This is a genomic window from Bradyrhizobium iriomotense, from assembly GCF_030160715.1.
In the GTDB taxonomy this organism is placed as follows: Bacteria; Pseudomonadota; Alphaproteobacteria; order Rhizobiales; family Xanthobacteraceae; genus Bradyrhizobium; species Bradyrhizobium iriomotense.
Map to the genome: position 1 here is coordinate 136,596 of NZ_BSOW01000008.1, position 17,871 is coordinate 154,466.

The 17,871-nt window shown below is 65.0% G+C and carries 15 protein-coding genes; 5 read left to right on the forward strand and 10 right to left on the reverse strand.

The window, feature by feature from the left end:
- Positions 1-21 precede the first annotated feature (21 nt).
- The 5 genes from QQL28_RS13640 to QQL28_RS13660 form a co-directional block, all read right to left on the reverse strand.
- Entirely contained in the window at positions 22-1,740 is a 1,719-nt protein-coding gene (locus tag QQL28_RS13640; RefSeq protein ID WP_284265825.1) for an AMP-binding protein, read from the reverse strand.
- Positions 1,740-2,630 carry a 3-hydroxyisobutyrate dehydrogenase gene (gene mmsB / locus QQL28_RS13645; RefSeq protein WP_284265826.1) on the reverse strand — a complete coding sequence of 297 codons (891 nt, stop codon included), beginning with the start codon at positions 2,628-2,630 and terminating at the stop codon, positions 1,740-1,742. Before mmsB ends, QQL28_RS13640 begins: the two co-directional genes overlap by 1 nt.
- 34 nt (positions 2,631-2,664) lie before the next feature.
- Positions 2,665-3,732 carry an enoyl-CoA hydratase/isomerase family protein gene (locus QQL28_RS13650; protein ID WP_284265827.1) on the reverse strand — a complete coding sequence of 356 codons (1,068 nt, stop codon included), beginning with the start codon at positions 3,730-3,732 and terminating at the stop codon, positions 2,665-2,667.
- The gene (locus QQL28_RS13655) at positions 3,729-4,874 is read right to left on the reverse strand and encodes an isobutyryl-CoA dehydrogenase (protein ID WP_284265828.1); all 1,146 of its coding nucleotides are present in this window, start codon (positions 4,872-4,874) and stop codon (positions 3,729-3,731) included. Before QQL28_RS13655 ends, QQL28_RS13650 begins: the two co-directional genes overlap by 4 nt.
- Before the next feature lie 121 nt (positions 4,875-4,995).
- The gene (locus QQL28_RS13660; RefSeq protein WP_284265829.1) at positions 4,996-6,492 is read right to left on the reverse strand and encodes a CoA-acylating methylmalonate-semialdehyde dehydrogenase; all 1,497 of its coding nucleotides are present in this window, start codon (positions 6,490-6,492) and stop codon (positions 4,996-4,998) included.
- A gap of 103 nt (positions 6,493-6,595) precedes the next feature.
- Here QQL28_RS13660 and QQL28_RS13665 point away from each other — a divergent pair, with 103 nt between their 5' ends.
- On the forward strand, positions 6,596-7,504 hold the full coding sequence (locus QQL28_RS13665; protein WP_284265830.1) for a LysR family transcriptional regulator: 909 nt from the start codon (positions 6,596-6,598) through the stop codon (positions 7,502-7,504).
- Positions 7,505-7,602: 98 nt separating this feature from the next.
- Here QQL28_RS13665 and QQL28_RS13670 read toward each other — a convergent pair whose 3' ends face one another.
- Positions 7,603-8,220 (reverse strand): TetR/AcrR family transcriptional regulator, encoded by a 618-nt coding sequence (locus tag QQL28_RS13670; protein ID WP_284265831.1) that lies wholly within the window; start codon positions 8,218-8,220, stop codon positions 7,603-7,605.
- Positions 8,221-8,285: 65 nt separating this feature from the next.
- The gene (locus tag QQL28_RS13675; protein WP_284265832.1) at positions 8,286-8,819 is read right to left on the reverse strand and encodes a PaaI family thioesterase; all 534 of its coding nucleotides are present in this window, start codon (positions 8,817-8,819) and stop codon (positions 8,286-8,288) included.
- A gap of 157 nt (positions 8,820-8,976) precedes the next feature.
- Between QQL28_RS13675 and QQL28_RS13680 the strand changes: the two genes are divergently transcribed.
- From QQL28_RS13680 to QQL28_RS13690, 3 genes are all read left to right on the forward strand, one after another.
- On the forward strand, positions 8,977-9,747 hold the full coding sequence (locus QQL28_RS13680; protein WP_284265833.1) for an enoyl-CoA hydratase: 771 nt from the start codon (positions 8,977-8,979) through the stop codon (positions 9,745-9,747).
- Between the two features lie 275 nt (positions 9,748-10,022).
- The gene (locus QQL28_RS13685) at positions 10,023-11,213 is read left to right on the forward strand and encodes an acetyl-CoA C-acyltransferase (protein WP_284265834.1); all 1,191 of its coding nucleotides are present in this window, start codon (positions 10,023-10,025) and stop codon (positions 11,211-11,213) included.
- Positions 11,214-11,324: 111 nt separating this feature from the next.
- Positions 11,325-12,623, forward strand: a complete 1,299-nt coding sequence (locus QQL28_RS13690; protein ID WP_284265835.1) for an MFS transporter — start codon at positions 11,325-11,327, stop codon at positions 12,621-12,623.
- Between the two features lie 9 nt (positions 12,624-12,632).
- Here QQL28_RS13690 and QQL28_RS13695 read toward each other — a convergent pair whose 3' ends face one another.
- The 3 genes from QQL28_RS13695 to QQL28_RS13705 all read right to left on the reverse strand — a co-directional run bounded on the left by QQL28_RS13695 (position 12,633) and on the right by QQL28_RS13705 (position 15,979).
- Positions 12,633-14,027, reverse strand: coding sequence for a carbohydrate porin (locus QQL28_RS13695; protein ID WP_348522495.1), 1,395 nt, complete (start codon positions 14,025-14,027; stop codon positions 12,633-12,635).
- 36 nt (positions 14,028-14,063) lie between these two features.
- Entirely contained in the window at positions 14,064-15,080 is a 1,017-nt protein-coding gene (locus tag QQL28_RS13700) for a transporter (protein WP_284265837.1), read from the reverse strand.
- A gap of 116 nt (positions 15,081-15,196) precedes the next feature.
- Complete coding sequence (locus QQL28_RS13705; protein ID WP_284265838.1) at positions 15,197-15,979, reverse strand: acetoacetate decarboxylase; 783 nt, start codon at positions 15,977-15,979, stop codon at positions 15,197-15,199.
- Positions 15,980-16,207: 228 nt separating this feature from the next.
- On the opposite strand from QQL28_RS13705, the gene QQL28_RS13710 reads away from it, so the two are divergent.
- Positions 16,208-17,383 (forward strand): patatin-like phospholipase family protein, encoded by a 1,176-nt coding sequence (locus QQL28_RS13710; protein WP_284265839.1) that lies wholly within the window; start codon positions 16,208-16,210, stop codon positions 17,381-17,383.
- The last annotated feature ends 488 nt before the right edge of the window (positions 17,384-17,871 follow it).

A 17,871-nucleotide genomic window follows, 5' to 3' on the forward strand; every position in this document is an offset into this window, starting at 1 on the left:
GAATGACAAGCGTACTTCGTTTCAGGTCTCACCCCTACTTTTCGGCAACTCCGGAAAATCCTCTTCCCGAAACTCCCGGCCACGCAGGGGATCGCCGCGATCATCGTCGCGCTCGAGCCGACGTAGCTGCACGCGACGGATTTTTCCAGAGATCGTCTTCGGCAGCTCGGTGACGATCTCGATGCGGCGGATGCGCTTGAAGGGCGCAAGGCGCGTGTGCAGATGCCTGAAGATCGACAACGCCGTCTCCGGCGAACGCTCGGCGCCTGAGGTCAGCAGCACGAACGCCTTGGGAATTGCGAGCCGGATCGGATCCGGGCTCGGCACCACGGCGGCTTCCGCCACCAGCTCATGCTCGAGCAAGACGCTTTCCAACTCGAATGGACTGATGCGGTAGTCTGAGGATTTGAAGACGTCGTCGGAACGGCCGACGAAGGTGAGATAGCCCTCCTCGTCCGCGAATACGACGTCGCCGCTGCGATAGAGCTCGCCCTCGACGCCGGACAGCTTGCCGTCGTCGCCCTGATAGCCCTGCATCAGGCCGGCGGGACGGCTATCGCCGAGCACGAGCGTCACCTCGCCCTCCTTCGCAGGGTTCCCGTCGGCGTCGCTGATCTGCACGCGAAAGCCCGGCAGCGGCCGGCCCATCGAGCCGATCTTGACCTTCTGGCCCGGCGAATTGCCGGCAAGCGCCGTGGTTTCGGTCTGGCCGTAGCCATCGCGGATCGTCAGCCCCCAGGCGGCGCGCACCTGGTCGATGACTTCCGGATTGAGCGGCTCGCCGGCGCCGCAGGCCTCGCGCAAGGACACCTTGAACGCGGCGAGGTTCTCCTGGATGAACAGCCGCCACACCGTCGGCGGCGCGCACAGCGTCGTGACGCCGCAGCGGCCGATGGTGGCGAGCAGTCCCTTGGCGTCGAAGCGCGGCTGGTTGACCACGAAGACGGTCGCGCCGGCATTCCACGGTGCGAAGAAGCAGCTCCAGGCATGCTTGGCCCAGCCGGGCGAGGAGATGTTGAGGTGGACGTCGCCGGGCTGCAAGCCCAGCCAGTACATCGTGGAGAGATGACCGACCGGATAGCTGCGCTGGCTGTGCCGCACGAGCTTTGGCTTTGCCGTGGTCCCCGAGGTGAAATAGAGCAGCATCGGGTCGTCGGCATTTGTGGGACCATCAGGCGCAAATGTCTCGGACGCATTCGCGGCCTCGTCAAAGGCGAGCCAACCGTCCGAGGCCGCGCCCACCACGATGCGAACGAGACCGTCGGCACCGAGGCTCGCAAACTTCGCGACCTGGTCCTGTGCCGCCACCACCGCCCTCGCCTTGCCGCGATCGAGGCGATCGCGCAGCTCATCGGCAGTGAGCAGCGTGGTCGCGGGAATCACGACGACGCCAAGCTTCATCGCCGCGAGCATGGTCTCCCAGAGAGGAACGACGTTCCCGAGCAGCAGCAGGAGATGATCGCCGCGCTTCAGGCCCTGGGCGCGGAGGAAGTTGGCAACCTGGTTGGAGCGACGCGCCAGTGCTTCAAACGAGAGTTTTGTCTGCCGGTCCTGCGCGGCATCGACGATCCAGAGCGCGGGCCGATCCTTGCTTTCCGCGTTCGCCGCGAGCTCGGCGTCGAACCAGTCGAGCGCCCAGTTGAAGGGACCCGGATCGGGCCAGCGGAAGCCTTTGACCGCAGCGTCGTAGTCCGTGCGGTTGTGAAGCAGAAACGCGCGCGCTTCCTGAAAGGTCGTCATTAAGTTTTCCCGGCCAGCCCCCTAACGTGCTTGATAATTCCGGAAAAATCCACCCCGCCGTGACCGGCTGCGTCGAAAGACTGATAGAGCTCCTGCGCATGCTTGCCGAGCGGGGTTGCTGCGCCCGCGGCCTTCGCGGCGTCCTGCGCCAGCGTCAGATCCTTCACCATCAGCGCCGAGGCAAAGCCCGGCCTGTAGTCGTTGTTGGCGGGCGACGTCGGCACTGGGCCCGGCACCGGGCAATAGGTCGTCAGCGACCAGCACTGGCCTGATGAGGTCGAGGCGACGTCGAACAGCGCCTGATGCGAAAGACCGAGCTTTTCGGCGAGTGCAAAGGCCTCGCTCACCGCGATCATGGAAATGCCGAGGATCATGTTGTTGCAGATCTTTGCCGCCTGACCGGCGCCGGTGCCGCCGCAATGGACGATCTTCTTGCCCATTTTCTCCAGCACGGGTTTTGCCGCCGCAAAGGCCTTCTCCTCGCCGCCGCACATGAAGGTGAGCGTGGCGCCCTTGGCGCCGCCAGTGCCGCCGGAGACCGGCGCATCCACGGAAAGCACGCCGTGTTTGGCCGCCAGCGCATGCGCCTGTCGCGCGCTTTCGACGTCGATCGTCGAGCTGTCGATGATCAGCGCGCCCTTGCTCATGGTCGGAACGACGTCGCTCCAGACGCCGAGCACATGCTTGCCGGCCGGCAGCATGGTGACGACGACTTCGGCGCCCTTCACGGCACCGGTCGCGCTCTCGGCAATCGCCGCGCCATCGGCCTTGGCCTGATTACGGGAAGCCTCGACGAGGTCGAACGCGACCACCTTGTGGCCGGCCTTGACCAGGTTAGCCGCCATCGGGCCGCCCATGTTGCCGAGACCGATGAATGCGATCGTGGCCATCTTCGTTTCCTCCGCTTGAGCGCGTTTCGCTCTGCTAGTTGAATTTCAGCTCGTCGGCGCCGATCTCGGCGAAGTACGGCGCGACCATGTCGGGCGTGACCTCCCCGATCCGCGGCGGCGACCATTTGGGATTGCGGTCCTTGTCGATCACGGCGGCACGCACGCCCTCGCGAAAATCGTCGCTGCGGAAGACTTCGAGCGCGGCACGATATTCGCGGACGAGGCTCTCTTCCAGCGAGCGCGATTGCCGCGCCAATCGCAACAGCTTCAGCGTCACCACCATGCCGCGCGGCGATTTCTCGCCGAGCGTCTTGAGCGTCGCCTGCGCAAACTCCGAGCCGTCGCGCGCGAGCGCAGCGACGATGTCCTCCATGCGGTCGAAGGCGAACAGCGCATCGATTGTCGCCTGCCTTGCGGCCACGGGCCCCGCTGTCTCACCGGTTGCAAAGCTGCTTATGAGCTTGCTCGCCTCGGCCGCGGTCGCACACGGAGGAACCTTCGTCAGCGCCTCGCGCAGCTCCGGCAGTTTTGCAGCGGACACGACAGCATCTGCAAACTTCGCATAGATCGCGTCCGGACCGTTCATCGTCTGGCCCGTCAAGCCGAAGAACGTGCCGATCTCGCCGGGCGCGTGCGACAGCAGGTACGTGCCGCCGACGTCGGGGAAGAAGCCGAGGCCGACCTCGGGCATCGCAAGCTTGGTGCGATCGGTGACGACGCGATGGCTTGCATGCGCCGACAGGCCGACGCCGCCGCCCATGACGATGCCGTCCATGAAGGCGACGTAGGGCTTCGGGAACTTCTTGATGCGGGCGTTGAGGATGTACTCCTCGCGCCACAGGATCTTGCCGAGATCGCCGTCGACCTTCGAGCTCTCCCAGAGAGCGCGGATATCGCCTCCGGCGCAAAGGCCGCGCTCGCCGGCGCCCTCCAGCAGGACCACGCTGACGGCGGGATCCGCCTCGAAGCGGTCGAGCGCCTTGTCGATGTCGCGAAACATCTCCAGCGTCACGGCATTGATGGCCTTGGGGCGGTTGAGCCGGATCACCCCGGCCGAACCTTCGACCCGCGCGATCAGATCGCCCTCTTCGACCACCGTCATCGCGCGCCCTCGATCAGCTTGCGCGCCACGATCAGCCGCATGATCTCGTTGGTGCCTTCGAGGATCTGGTGCACGCGCAGGTCGCGCACGATCTTCTCGATGCCGTATTCGCTGAGGTATCCGTAGCCGCCGTGAAGCTGGAGCGCGTGGTTGGCAACCTCGAAACCGATGTCGGTACCGAACCGCTTGGCCATCGCGCAGAGCATCGTCGCATCCGGATCCTTGCGATCGAGCGCGGCGGCGGCGCGCCACAAAAACGTGCGCGCGGCCTCGAGCTCGATCGCCATGTCGGCGAGACGGAATTGCAGCGCCTGGAATTCGTCGAGACGTTTTCCAAAAGCCTTGCGCTCCTTCATGTAGCTGCGCGCCTTGTCGAGCGCGGTCTGGGCGCCGCCGAGCGAGCAAGCCGTGATGTTGAGGCGGCCGCCGTCGAGGCCGGCCATCGCGATCTTGAAGCCGATGCCCTCCTCGCCCAGGCGATTGACCACCGGCACCCGCGCGTTCTCGAAGATCACGGCGCGGGTCGGCTGCGCATTCCAGCCCATCTTGCGCTCATTGGCGCCAAAGGACACGCCGGGCGTGTTGCCGTCGATCACGAGGGTCGAGATGCCGCCGGCGCCGTCACCGCCGGTCCGCACCATCGCGACCAGCACGTCGGTGCCGCCAGCGCCCGAGATGAACTGCTTCTGGCCGTTGAGCACGTAAGTGTCGCCGTCGCGTACCGCGCGGGTGCGGAGCGCCGCCGCATCCGAGCCTGCGCCCGGCTCGGTCAGGCAATAGCTCGCGATCAGCTCCATGGTGCAGAGCTTTGGCAGCCATTTGCGGCGCTGGGTGTCGCTGCCGAAGGCATCGATCATCCAGGACGCCATGTTGTGGATGGAGATGAAGGCCGAAGTGGTCGGACAGCCCGTCGCAAGCGCCTCGAAGATCAGCGCCGCATCGAACCGCGTCATGGCGGAGCCGCCGACGTCGTCGCGGATGTAGATGCCGCCCATGCCGAGCGTAGCCGCCTCGCGCATCACATCGACGGGGAAGTGCTTCTCCTCGTCCCACCGGAGCGCATGCGGCGCGATCCTCGAAGCCGCAAACGCCAACGCCATGTCGCGAACCGCGATCTGATCCTCGTTCAGAGCGAACTGCATGCTGCTGCCTACCCTTTCACTCCGTCGTCATTGCGAGCGCAGCGAAGCAATCCAGACTGTCTCCGCGGAAAGACTCTGGATCGCTTCGTGGCTACGCTCCTCGCAATGACGGCCGAGGGAATTACTTCATCAGCGGGATCGAGAATTCCGCGCCCTCCTTGACGCCGGACGGCCAGCGCGAGGTCACCGTCTTGGTCTTGGTGTAGAAGCGGATCGAGTCCGGACCATGCTGGTTGAGATCGCCGAAGCCGGACTTCTTCCAGCCGCCAAAGGTGTAATAGGCGATCGGCACCGGAATCGGCACGTTGATGCCGACCATGCCGACATTGACCTTGGCGGCGAAGTCGCGCGCCGCGTCGCCGTCGCGGGTGAAGATCGCAACGCCGTTGCCGTAATCATGCTCGGACGGCAGCGCCAGCGCCTCGCCATAGTCGTGCGCGCGCACCACCGAGAGCACGGGGCCGAAGATCTCTTCCTTGTAGATCCGCATGTCCTTGGTGACGTTGTCGAACAGCGAACCGCCGAGATAGAAGCCCTTCTCGTAACCCTGCATCTTGAAGCCGCGGCCGTCGACGGCGAGCGTCGCGCCTTCCTTGATGCCGATATCGATATAGTTCTTCACCTTCTCGACCGCCTCGCGCGTCACCAGCGGGCCGTAATCCGCCGAGGGATCGACGGAGGTGCCGATCTTGAGCGACTCGACGCGCGGGATCAGCTTTTCCATCAGACGATCCGCGGTGGTCTTGCCGACGGGAACGGCGACCGAGACGGCCATGCAGCGCTCACCGGCCGAGCCGTAGCCGGCGCCGATCAGCGCGTCGACGGTCTGGTCCATATCGGCATCGGGCATGATGATGGCGTGGTTCTTGGCGCCGCCAAAGCACTGGCAGCGCTTGCCGGTCTGGGCTGCGCGCTCGTAGATGTATTGCGCAATCGGCGTCGAGCCGACGAAGCCGATCGCCTTGATGTCGGGATCGTCGAGGATGGCGTCGACCGCTTCCTTGTCGCCGTTGACGACGTTGAGGATGCCGGCCGGCAGGCCGGCCTCCATCATCAGCTCGGCGAGCTTCATCGGCACGCCCGGATCGCGCTCCGAGGGCTTGAGGATGAACGCATTGCCGCAGGCGATCGCAGGCGCGAACTTCCACATCGGGATCATCGCCGGGAAGTTGAACGGCGTGATGCCGGCGACGACGCCGAGCGGCTGGCGCATGGAGTAGATGTCGATGCCGGGGCCGGCGCCTTCGGTGTATTCGCCCTTCATCAGATGCGGAATGCCGCAGGCGAATTCGGCGACCTCGAGGCCGCGCTGGATGTCGCCCTTGGCGTCGGGAACGGTCTTGCCGTGCTCGCGCGCGAGCAGCTCGGCGAGCTTGTCGTAGTCGCGCTGCACCAACTCGAGGAACTTCATCATCACGCGGGCGCGGCGCTGCGGGTTGGTCGCGGCCCATTCCGGCTGCGCAGCGCGGGCGTTCTCGACCGCCGCGCGAACCTCCGCTTTTGAGGCCAGCGCCACCTTGGCCTGGACCTCGCCGGTCATCGGCTCGAACACGTCGGCCGTCCGGCCCGAATTGCCCTTGACCTCCTTGCCACCGATGAAATGTCCGATTGAGCGCATGGAATGATCTCCCTGAGGCCGAGCCTTGATCGCTTTGACAAATCCTATTGACCTGCATTTTATAGGATTCAAGTCTGAGATAATGCACCATAGATGTGCGAAAATGCTGGATCAAGGCGCGATCGATTGGGACGACTTCCGCTTCGTGCTGGCCATCGTGCGGGGCGGCTCGGTGTCGGCTGCGGCAAAACACCTCGGCGTCAACCATGCCACGGTGATCCGCCGCGTCGACCGGCTGGAGAAGCACCTCTCGGCAAAACTGTTTGACCGGCGCAAGACAGGCTATCTCCTCACCGAAGCCGGCCAGCGCGTCGCCGACAGCGCGGAGGCGATGGAATCGACCATCGTCGCCAACCAGGAACAGGTCGGCGGCTCGCTCGCACGGCTGACCGGCACGGTGCGGATCGGCGCGCCCGACGGGTTCGGCACCGCGTTCCTCGCGCCGCGGCTCGCGCCATTTGCGGACCGGTATCCCGATCTCGATCTGCAACTTGTGGCTACGGCGCGGCTGTTCAGCCTCTCCAAGCGCGAGGCCGACATCGCGATCAGCCTGACCATGCCGAAGGAAGGCCGCATCGTCGGCCGCAAGCTGCTCGACTATCGCCTCGGGCTCTACGCCGCCCCCGCCTATCTCGATCGCTTCCCAGAGATCACCTCGCGCGAGGCGCTGCCGCAGCATCGCTTCGTCGGCTATATCGAGGAGCTGCTGTTCACGCCGGAGCTAGACTATCTGCCGCAGGTGTCGCCGAAGATTTCCGCACGATTCCGCAGCGCCAATCTGATCGCGCAGCTCAACGCCACGCTCGCGGGTTTCGGCATCGCGGTGCTGCCGCATTTCATGGCGGCCGATTATCCGCAGCTTCGGCCGGTGCTGCCTGCGGAGATTTCGATCACCCGCACCTTCTGGATGCTGATGCATGCCGACAGCAAGGATCTGGCGCGCATCCGCGCCGTGGCGGATTACATCTGCGAGATCGTGGAGCGCGAGCGCGCGCTATTTGCGGGGCGGTGAATTGTAGGGTGGGTTAGCCGAAGGCGTAACCCAATGCTTTGGCCGCCTCGAGAGAAGAGGTGGGTTCCGCTTCGCTGACCCACCCTACGGCACCTCGCCTAGTTCTGCTTCTCACGCGGCTTCTTGGCGACTGGTTCGCGACGCGCGCTGTCGAGGGCGGTGTCCCTGCCCGCCTTGAGCACCTCGTCGGACAACTCGCTCGCGCCGGCAATTCGCGCCAGCAGCATGGTGCCGGCCATCGTCGCAAGTGTCGCGATCGCCTGCTTGCGCGCGGCCTTGCGCGGCACGCCGGTGACGTGATCGGCCATCATCTCGATCATCTCGTCGAGCTTGCCGGCGAAGGCTTTTCGCGTCTTCGGGCTCTCGCGGGCGATCTCGGCGCCGAGCGCGGGGATCGAGCAGCCATGGCCGGGATCGTCGCGGTGCAGCGCGGAGAGATAGCTCTCCGCGATCAGCGCCAGCCGCTTCTCGGAAGCGACCTCGCCGGTCATCTTGCGCCAGTGATCCATGGAGCGATCCATGGCGTAGGCAAAGGCCTCGATCACCAGCGCCTCGCGGGAATCGAAATGCGCATAGAACCCGCCATGGGTCAGGCCCGCCTCCTTCATGAGGTCGGCGACGCCGATGCCGTGGGCGCCCTTCTCCCGCAGCCGTACGGAGGCCTTCCTCACGATGCGGTCGTGGGTTTCCTGCTTGTGTTCCCTGGAATAGCGCATGCCGGTCTCATTGAATGTCGGAGATCATCTCATAACACAGAATTGGATCAGGCAGCGGATTAAATTCATGTTAAGACATTGCCGATCATGGAAAAGGTTGCAGTTGCATGCACCGCAAGCGCACCCTTGCCATCGCGGACGAAGCCTTCGGTGTAGCTGGTCTGGCGTCCGAGCTTGATGACCTTGCCTTCGGCCGAGATCAGTCCCGAGCGGACCGAGAGCGGACGCAGGAAGGTCAGCTTCAGATCGAGCGTGACCGAGCCCTGGCCGGCTTCCAGCCTGGTCGTGATCGCGCAACCCATGGCGGTGTCGAGCAGTGCTGCTGCGGTCGCACCATGCAGAAGCCCGATGGTGTTTTCGAGATCCTCGCGCGGCTCCAGTTCCATCACGATCCGGCCCGGCTCGACCGCGGCCATGGTGAAGCCGATCAGCATCGCAAGCGGCGGACCGGGCAGCCGGCCGTCGCGGATCGCCTCCATGACCTCGATGCCGGATAGTCCTATGGCGGCCTTGGCGACCGGCCCCGGCGCCTGCCAGCCCACCACCCGCTCGCGCCGGAGCGCCGGCGAGAACAGCTCAATCGTATCGGATGCGGTCATGGCGGCCTCTTTTATATGACATACGTCATACTATAGGGCGGATTTCGCCCTTGGCAACTCCATCTTTTCCACGCTTGACAAGCGCGGCGTTTCGGACCGGAAGTGACGTTGACCCTGTGCGTTCCGCACGCGTCCACTAAACGTTCGAGTTCTCACGATGGAAATGCTCAATTCCCACTGCGGCGTGACGCGCGATGCGCGCGGCGTCGTCCATGTCACGATCTGCAATGCCGGCTCGCTCAACATCTTGAGCTCGCCGGTCACCGACGCCATGCGCGACGGCCTGCAGCGTCTCGCCGCCGACCGCAGCATCCGCGTGGTGGTGCTGCGCGGCCAGAGCGAGAAGAGCCTGATCGGCGGCGCCGACATCAAGGAGATGGCGAAGCTCGACCAGACGTCGGCGGAGGCGTTCATCTCGTGCCTGCGCGATCTCTGCGAAGCCGTGAGGACCTTCCCTGCTCCCGTGATCGCGCGGATGCCGGGCTGGTGCCTCGGCGGCGGGCTCGAGGTCGCTGCCGCCTGCGATTTCCGGATCGCCGCGCATGATGCGCATTTCGGCATGCCGGAGGTGCGCGTCGGCATCCCCTCGGTGATCCATGCGGCGCTGTTGCCGCGCCTGATCGGCTGGGGCCGCGCGCGCTGGCTGGTGATGACGGCGGACAACATCGACGCGCCTACGGCGCTGGCCTGGGGTCTCGTCGACAAGGTTGCGCCGGAGGGCGGACTCGACGAGGCGGTCGAGCACACCGTGAAGGCGCTGCTCGCATGCGGCCCCGAAGCGCTGCGGTCGCAGAAGGCGCTGCTGCGGCAATGGGAGGAACTGCCGCTCACCGAGTCGGTCAATCTCAGCGTCAAGGTGTTCGGCGAGTCGTTCCTGACGGACGAGCCGACGCGGCTGATGCAGGAATTCGTCAATCGGAAGCGGTAAGCTCGCATCAAACACGGTGTCATGCCCCGCAAAAGCGGGGCATCCAGTACGCCGCGGCTTATCCGTATCCTCGCGCTGCCTCTGGAATACTGGATCACCCGCTTTCGCGGGTGATGACGGCGTCGTGTGAGGCACAAGCTCAGTCCGCCTCGAAACACAACCTCCACAAATCTCATCCCACGCACGATAATTTGTCATGACGGGCCCGGTTGCATTTTTTGCGGCGCATCATATGATGATCATAATCTTACAACCAACATCCCAGGGAGCCCGCCATGGCCGCAGATCCCGTCGTCATCGTCTCCGCCGCCCGCACGCCACTCGGCCGTTTCATGGGCGAGTTGTCGCCCCTCGCTGCGCACAAACTCGGTTCCCACGTGATTTCCGCAGCGCTGGAACGCGCAAAGCTTGCGCCCGAGAAGGTCGACGAGGTCTTCATGGGGTGCGTGCTGCCCGCAGGCCAAGGCCAGGCACCGGCCCGCCAGGCCGCGCGCGCCGCCGGCCTCCCCGACGGGACCGGGGCGACGACCGTCAACAAGGTCTGCGGGTCCGGGATGAAGGCGACCATGCTGGCGCACGACATCATCCGCGCCGGCTCGGCCGACATCGTCGTTTCCGGCGGCATGGAGAGCATGAGCAATGCGCCCTATCTCCTGGCGAAGGCGCGCGGCGGCTACCGCGCCGGCCATGACCGCATCATCGACCACATGATGATGGACGGGCTGGAGGACGCCTATGAGACCGGCCGCTCGATGGGCGACTTCGGCGAGGCGACCGCGGAAGCCTATCAGTTCACCCGCAAGGACCAGGACGCCTTTGCGATGGAGACGTTGAGCCGCGCGCGCAAGGCGGTGGAGAGCGGCGCGTTCAGGGCCGAGATCGCACCGATCACGCTGAGCGAGAAGGCCGGTCCCCGCATCATCGCCAATGACGAGCATCCGCTGAAGGTCGATCCGGCAAAGATCCCCGGATTGAAGCCGGCGTTCCGCGCCAACGGCACCATCACGCCGGCAGCGTCGTCCGCCAATGCCGACGGCGCGGCGGCGCTCGTGCTGACAAGGCGCGCGCTTGCCGATCGCAATAGCCTGCCCGCGCTCGCCGAGATCAAGGGTCACGCCACCCACAGCCAGGAGCCGCAATGGTTCACCACCGCGCCGATCCCCGCGATACGCAAGCTGCTGGACAAGGTCGGCTGGAGCGTGGATGACGTCGACCTGTTCGAGATCAACGAGGCCTTTGCCGTGGTCGCCATGGCCGCGCAGCGCGATCTCGGCATCGCAAGAGAGAAGCTCAACGTCAATGGCGGCGCCTGCGCGCTCGGCCATCCCATCGGCGCCACCGGCGCGCGGCTGATCGTGACACTGTTGCATGCGCTGGAGGCGCAGAACCTCAAGCGCGGCGTCGCAGCGCTGTGCATCGGCGGCGGCGAAGCGACCGCGATTGCGGTCGAACGTTTTGCGCGCTAGGCGGCGTGGCCGAAATCGAGGGAAGTCTGGCATTTTAGACGCGCGCGGCTCGTGCCAAAATGCCAGGCTCGAACAGGTCACGCTAAATCCTCCAGGTAAGGTTGGGGCACAATGATTTCGAACTGGCTCGCGGCAGCGCTCGGCCGCCGCAACATCCACTACGGCTGGGTGATGGTCGGCGTGACCTTCCTCGCCGCGCTGATCAGCGCCGGTACCGTCGGCGCGCCGGGCGTGTTCATCGTTCCCCTGCAGAAGGAATTCGGCTGGAGCACCGCGGAGATTTCCTCGGCGCTCTCGATCCGCTTCATCCTGTTCGGCCTGATGGCGCCGTTCGCGGCCGCCCTCCTCAACCGCTACGGCCTGCGCAACGTGACGCTGACGGCGCAGCTCATCGTCGTCTCGGCGCTGGTGGCCTCGCTCGCGATGACGCAGGTCTGGCAGCTGATGCTGTTGTGGGGCGTCGTGATCGGCATCGGCACCGGGATGACAGCGCTGGTGCTGGGCGCCACCATCGCCACGCGCTGGTTCGCCGCGCGGCGCGGCCTCGTGGTCGGCATCATGACCGCGAGCGTCGCCACCGGGCAGCTCGTGTTCCTGCCGCTGCTTGCGATACTCACCGAACGCTTCGGCTGGCGCCTTGCACTCAGCTTCGTCTGCGTGATGCTCGGCGTCTCCGCAACCGCCGTGGCGCTCGTGATGCGCGACCGGCCGAGCGATGTCGGCCTGCGCCCGTTCGGCGACGAGGGCAGCGAGCCCCTGCCCACCCCGCCGGTCAGCCACGCGCCGATCACGGCCGTTGCGCTCGGCACGCTGCGCGACGTCTCGACGTCGAGCGCGTTCTGGATCCTGTTTGCAACCTTCTTCGTCTGCGGCGCCAGCACGAACGGCCTGGTCCAGGTCCACCTGATCCCGATGTGCCTCGACTTCGGCATCCCGCAGGTGCAGGCCGCGGGCCTGCTCGCGGCGATGGGCATCTTCGACTTCTTCGGCACCATCATGTCCGGCTGGCTGTCCGATCGCTACGACAATCGCTGGCTGCTGTTCTGGTACTACGGCCTGCGCGGGCTCTCGCTGGTGTTCCTGCCCTTCAGCGACTTCTCCTTCTACGGCCTGTCGCTGTTTGCGATGTTCTACGGTCTCGACTGGATCGCCACCGTGCCGCCGACGGTGCGCCTGACGGCGCAAAAATTCGGCCCCGAACGCGCCAATCTGGTGTTCGGCTGGATTTTTGCCGGCCACCAGCTCGGCGCCGGCACCGCCGCCTTTGGCGCCGGTCTGTCGCGGACACTGCTGGCGAGCTACCTGCCAGCCTTCTTCATTGCGGGCGCACTCTGCGTGTTCGCCGCGCTGATCGTGCTGGCGCTGGCGCGACATCCAAAGCCTGCTGTGGCGCTGGCCGCGAGCCGGTGAAGTGCAGGCCTAGTATCTGAGCGTCGTGGTCAGCCCGAACACGGCGGCATCGCCGATGCGCGAGAGGCCGGTCGGGTCGTTCGGATTCGGGATGCCGCCGGAGGGCCGCCACACATACTGAAAATATGGGGCCAGCAGCCAGCCCGGCTTGATGTGCGCCTCGTAGATCACTTCGAGCAGGGTCTCATTGCTGCGCACGGGACTCTGGATGCCGCTGAAAAACTGGGTGTCGACATCGAGGCTCCGGGCGGAGCCCGAAATCCGCATATAGGCCATCCCGACGCCGAACCGGTCGAGCGGCCGGCCGGGGGTAAAGCCGACGAAGCCGACGCCACCGTCGAGATAAAGGTCGATCAGGTTGCGGTCCGGCGGGCTGTAGGCGATGCGGCCGAACGCCGTGACGCCCGGCAGCGACGCCGAGACGGTCTTCTCGCTGACGCCCGCCGGCCGCCAGAGCGCCTGCTCCACGACGGCGTAGATTCCATAATTGCCGCGAAGCTTTGCCGGGATTCCGGTCCCGGTGGGGTCGGCGATCGAAAGGCCTTCGACAGTGAAGCGCTGGCTGTCGAAATCGCCGAAATGATACCAGCCTCCGGGGGTAAAGTTGCCGGCGAGCGAGCTTCCGCCGATATCGAGGTGATAATCGAAATGGACCTGCCCGATGAGCCATGGCGGATCATTGACGCGAAACGCCAGGCCGTGATTGTCGCGCGTCTGCGGATCGCCGTCGCCGGGCCGCGCCGGATTGCCGTTGAACACCGCACCAAAGACGGTGACGTTGTCCGAAACCGCGGCCTTGATCCGAATTCCGGGCACCGCGATCGGCGGCGCCGGGCCGCCGGCCGGCAGGTTGGTGGCCTTGATGGCCGGCCAGCCGAAGGTGCCGTTGATGAAGAGGTCGTCGGTCTCGCTGTCGAAGAATTCGACGTCCGCCGCCTGCTGGCCCGCCCTGATGTTCAACCTGCCATCGAACAGACTCTGCTCGAAATAGGCGTTGTAGAGCCGCGTGTCGGGCAGCGCCTCGATCTCGCTGATCGTAGCGAGATTCATGATGAAATTGCGCGTCAACCCGCGCCCGTAGATCTCGTAGGCGTTGGCGTAGAAGCGCCCGCCGGTCCAACCGACAAGTTTCTCGAGATCGGCATCAACCGAGAAATCGAAGCGCCCGAGATGGATGGCGCCGCAAGAGACACCGCCCGAGACGTTGCCGATGTTGTCGAAAATATAGGTGGCGCCGAAATTCAGGCCCTTGTTGGCGAGCCCATCATGCCAGTCGTTGAACCATTTCGGCGTCAGCCATTCGGCTGCACTTTCATCCTTGGCGCCCGCGAGCGCGCTCGTGGCAGCCAAGGCGCCTGCAAGACACGCCGCCACGATTGCGACCGGACTTCGCAACAAGGGCATTACTTCGCACACATGGCTGATACCGGCTGGCGTGCGCTATTTGAGGATGCCCATGCGCCGCATGAAGAAATAGGCGAGCGCGACCGAGCAAGCCATCAATCCGACGGCGTAGAGGAAGCCGGTCTCGACGTCGGTGAGCGGCAGGCCCTTGGTGTTCATGCCGAATATGCCGGTGATGAACGTGGGCGGCAGGAGCAGCGTGGTTACGATCGACAGCGTGTGAAGGTGGCGGTTGCTCTCTTCCTCGGTCTTGAAGTGCAGTTCCTCCTCGAGCAGGCGGCTGCGCTCGCGTAGTTCGACGATGTCGTGGTCGAGCCCGTCGAGGCGTTGCGCGAGCTTGGCTGCGTGAAGCCGCAGCGCGGGCGGAATATTTTCGGGGCTCTTGAGGTCGAGGCGGTGAAACAGGATACGCAGGCCCGTGAGCTGCCGATGCAGCCTGACGCAGGTCCGACGCAGCCGGCTCAGGCTGCGGCGCATCTCGGGCTCGGTGGCGTCGGCGGCGATGCGCTCCTCGATGCCGTCGATGTCCTGGCCGATCTTGTCGGCCATGCGGTCCATGGTGTCGGCGACCTCGTCGACGATCTTCTCCAGAAGGCCGGCGACGTTCGCGACGCGATAGCCGCCCTCCAGCACCCGCCGCGTCGCGTCCGCAGAGCACAACGCCTGGTGACGGCCGCTGACCAGCAGCCGCTCGGTCATCGCAAAGCGCAGGAACGCGGTGTCCTCGGTCGCGCTCTCGACGTCGCGCACGAGGTCCGAAAACACGCCATAGACGCAATCGTCGATGACGTGGAGCTGCTGAAACGTATCCTTGGACAGGAGCAGATCGCGCGCAAGCGGCGGCAGGCCGGACTCGGCGATCCACGGCCGCGCCCGTGCATCGGTCAGGTTGAAGTGCAGCCAGAGGCGGCCGTCATGGGTGAACTCGATCGGCCTGTCGATTGGCAACGCTTCGGCGCTGCCGTCGCCGTGCAGGCGAAAAGCCCATACCAGTCCGGGAATTGCAGATGCGGCGTCCGAAATCGCGCTGACGATCTTTGCCGGCTCAGCCATGCCAACCCCCGCGGTCAAAGGATGTGATCTCTCCGGCGGGCCGATGCCGCCCGCCGGAACCCGCACGGGTACTCAAATACGCGTGTGTTACAGCTTGATGATGACGGGGCGCCGCCCTACTCCGCCGCCAGCCCTGTCGCGGCTGCCGCCGCGGCCTCCTTGACGTAATCATGAACGACGCGGCCGAACGGCAGCGTCAGATCGGCGATGTAATGATGCGCGCCGACGACGCGGCGGACCGGGAAATCGGCAACCGGCGCATTGACATGCGGCACGAGGTGCAGCCGGCCAGGCCCCATCCAGGAACCCTTCGGCACGATGTCGATGAGGTTGATCGCCACGAGCTGGCAGACCTCGAGATGGCCGTCGACGCCCGGGATCATCTTCAGATTGATCTGCGTCTTCGACAACGTCGCGCGGGTGAGATCGCCGTTGCCGGCCATGCTCTCGTGCTTGTAGCCCATCGTTCCCATGGCGACGAGCTGGCCAGCATATTCCAGCGTGCCGGTCAGCGTATCCTTGACGATTTCGAGCTTGGGATGGGCGTATTTCTTTGGAAAGCCCCAGATTTCGCGCCCTGCAGCGATCGGCGGATCGTCATCCAGATACATCTGCGAGACGAAGCTCACCTCCTCGCCGTGCAGACGCGCGGGGATCACGAGGCCGGATTCGGTGTAGCTGCCGAAGCCGGAGGAGTCCGGCATCCTGATCCATTCGTAATGCACGATCGGCTGGTCGATCGGCTCCAGCGGCTCAGGCAGGCCGGCGCGGATCAGATCCGGATCGGTCTCGTAGGTGATGACGAGGAATTCGCGGTCGATGAAGCGGTACGGGCCGGCCGGATAGCTCGGTCCGGCAGCCGGCATGGATGGAAGTCGCAGCACGTCTTCCTTGCGCATCGCTGATCTCCTTGCGTGATTTTTCTGTGACGCCCATCCGGCACCAAGGCTATCACGATTGCTAGCGATCATCATTGACCGCGATGTGAAGGATTTCCGTCAGAGGGGCGACCTCTCGCCATTCCCGCCCCGGTTGACCTGCATGCACACCACGCATCGGCGCGAAAATTGTCATCACGACGTCATTGCGGGGCGCAATCGTCCGAACCAAGGCAGGGAGGCACCCCCATGGACGCCCGGACGTCGCATCCGACACATCAGACGCATCAACCCCTTACGCGGGGCTGGCGGCCCGAGCGCTGCGACCGCGTCGCGCTGGTGCTACAAGGCGGCGGCGCGCTCGGCGCCTATCAGGCCGGCGTCTATCAGGCGCTGCACGAGGCCGGCATCGAGCCCGACTGGATCTGCGGCGTCTCGATCGGCGCGATCAATTCGGCGATCATCGCCGGCAACAAGCCGGAGAAGCGGCTCGATCAACTCCGCATCTTCTGGGAGCGCATCACCAACCGCAAGATCTGGCACTACACGCCTGATGGCGACGTCTTCCGCCAGTGGCGCAACCTCACCAGCGCGTGGATGACCTCGGCGCTGGGCCAGCCCGGATTCTTCACCCCGCACCAGGTCAATCCCTGGCTCAGCCCCGTCGGCGCGAGGACCGCGACCAGCTACTACGACACCGGGCCCTTGCGCGACAGCCTGCGCGAGCTCGTCGACTTCGACCTGATCAACGAGAAGAAGATGCGCTTCGCGGTCGGCGCGGTGAACGTGCTGTCCGGCAATTTCATCTATTTCGACAATTCCCATGACGAGATCGCGCCCGAGCATGTCATGGCCTCCGGTGCTCTGCCGCCGGCCCTGCCCATGGTCCGGATCGGCACCGATCATTTCTGGGACGGCGGCATCGTCTCCAACACGCCGCTCCAGCACCTGCTCGACCAGGAGGACGATCTCAATTCGCTTGTGTTTCAGGTCGACCTGTTCAGCGCCCGCGGCGTGCTGCCGCGCTCGATCCAGGACGTGATGGCCCGCCACAAGGACATCATGTATTCCTCGCGCACGCGCCACAACACCGACGTCTATCGCCGGACGCACAATCTGAAGGTCGTGCTCTACAAAGCCCTGGCGAAGCTTCCCGACGAGCAGTTGTCCGACGAGGAGCGCCAGCTCAAGGCGAGCCTGCGCAACATGCCCGAGATCGCGATCCTGCATTTGATCTATCAGCAGAAAGCCTACGAGGGCGATGCCAAGGACCACGAGTTCTCGGGCACTTCGATGCGCGAGCACTGGACGAGCGGCTACGAGGACACCAAACGCACGCTGAAGCGTCGCGACTGGATCAAGATGCCCGAGGAAGGCATGGGCCTCGTCGTGCACGACGTACACCGGGAGACGGAGAGCGCGTAGGCGGCACGGCTTGCGGCACGCGCGAGCCGAAAGGAACCAGGGCCCCGTGAGCGGCCATCAGTGAAAACATCAAAAAGACTGTTGGTTGGTCCATGTAGACTTCGCGTTAGGTCAGCTCAGGGGCCAGAAGCCGGCATCCAGCCAAGGTTCAGCCATCGTTCATCGATGCACTGCGAGACGAAGCCCTAGCGCATTTCCTTCAGCGGGTGCATGCTCCTCTCAAGCTAGGTTCTGCGTGCAGAGGACTTGGTCATGCGTCACCCATCCAGATTGTTACTCGACAAGGCAGTTGCGTACAGAGCGGGCGCGATCGGCCTCGGGCTGCTTCCCATCGCCATGGCATTCGCCGCGGTCCTCATCCCCTGATCGGTGGCGCCCAGCCTACTGCGCTGGGAATTTGACGGCCCAGTCTGAAAACCGCCGGAGCAACGCAACTCGAGCCCGGCGGCGCATTTGTCTCGACTGGCGGCTTGGAACCAACGCGGCCG